Below are 246 nucleotides of genomic sequence, written 5' to 3' on the forward strand. Positions count from 1 at the left end.
TGTTCTGGCTGTCGATTTAGCACTCGCTGGATGCAAACTCGCTCGAAAGGTCGCCGCTGTTGATGTACCGGTCATCTCCGTCCTCGGGTCGGACGGCCTCTGGGTTGACGAGAGCCTGTAGCTTGCGTGGCAGATTCAGCCCAACGCCAAGGACAACAATCAGGCCGAAGCCCACGGACAACACCCCTAGAGCCGATCCCAGACCGTGGCTCTTAGCCAGCGAGGCGCCCACAAATGGTCCAATTG

At 59.3% G+C, this 246-nt stretch carries 1 pseudogene; it reads right to left on the minus strand.

What is annotated here, in order from left to right:
* Positions 1-16 precede the first annotated feature (16 nt).
* Positions 17-246, minus strand: a pseudogene (locus ACTFO6_RS19405) (MFS transporter); the annotation flags it as partial.

This window comes from Pelomicrobium sp. G1 (genome assembly GCF_051905455.1).
Lineage (GTDB): Bacteria > Pseudomonadota > Gammaproteobacteria > Burkholderiales > UBA6910 > Pelomicrobium.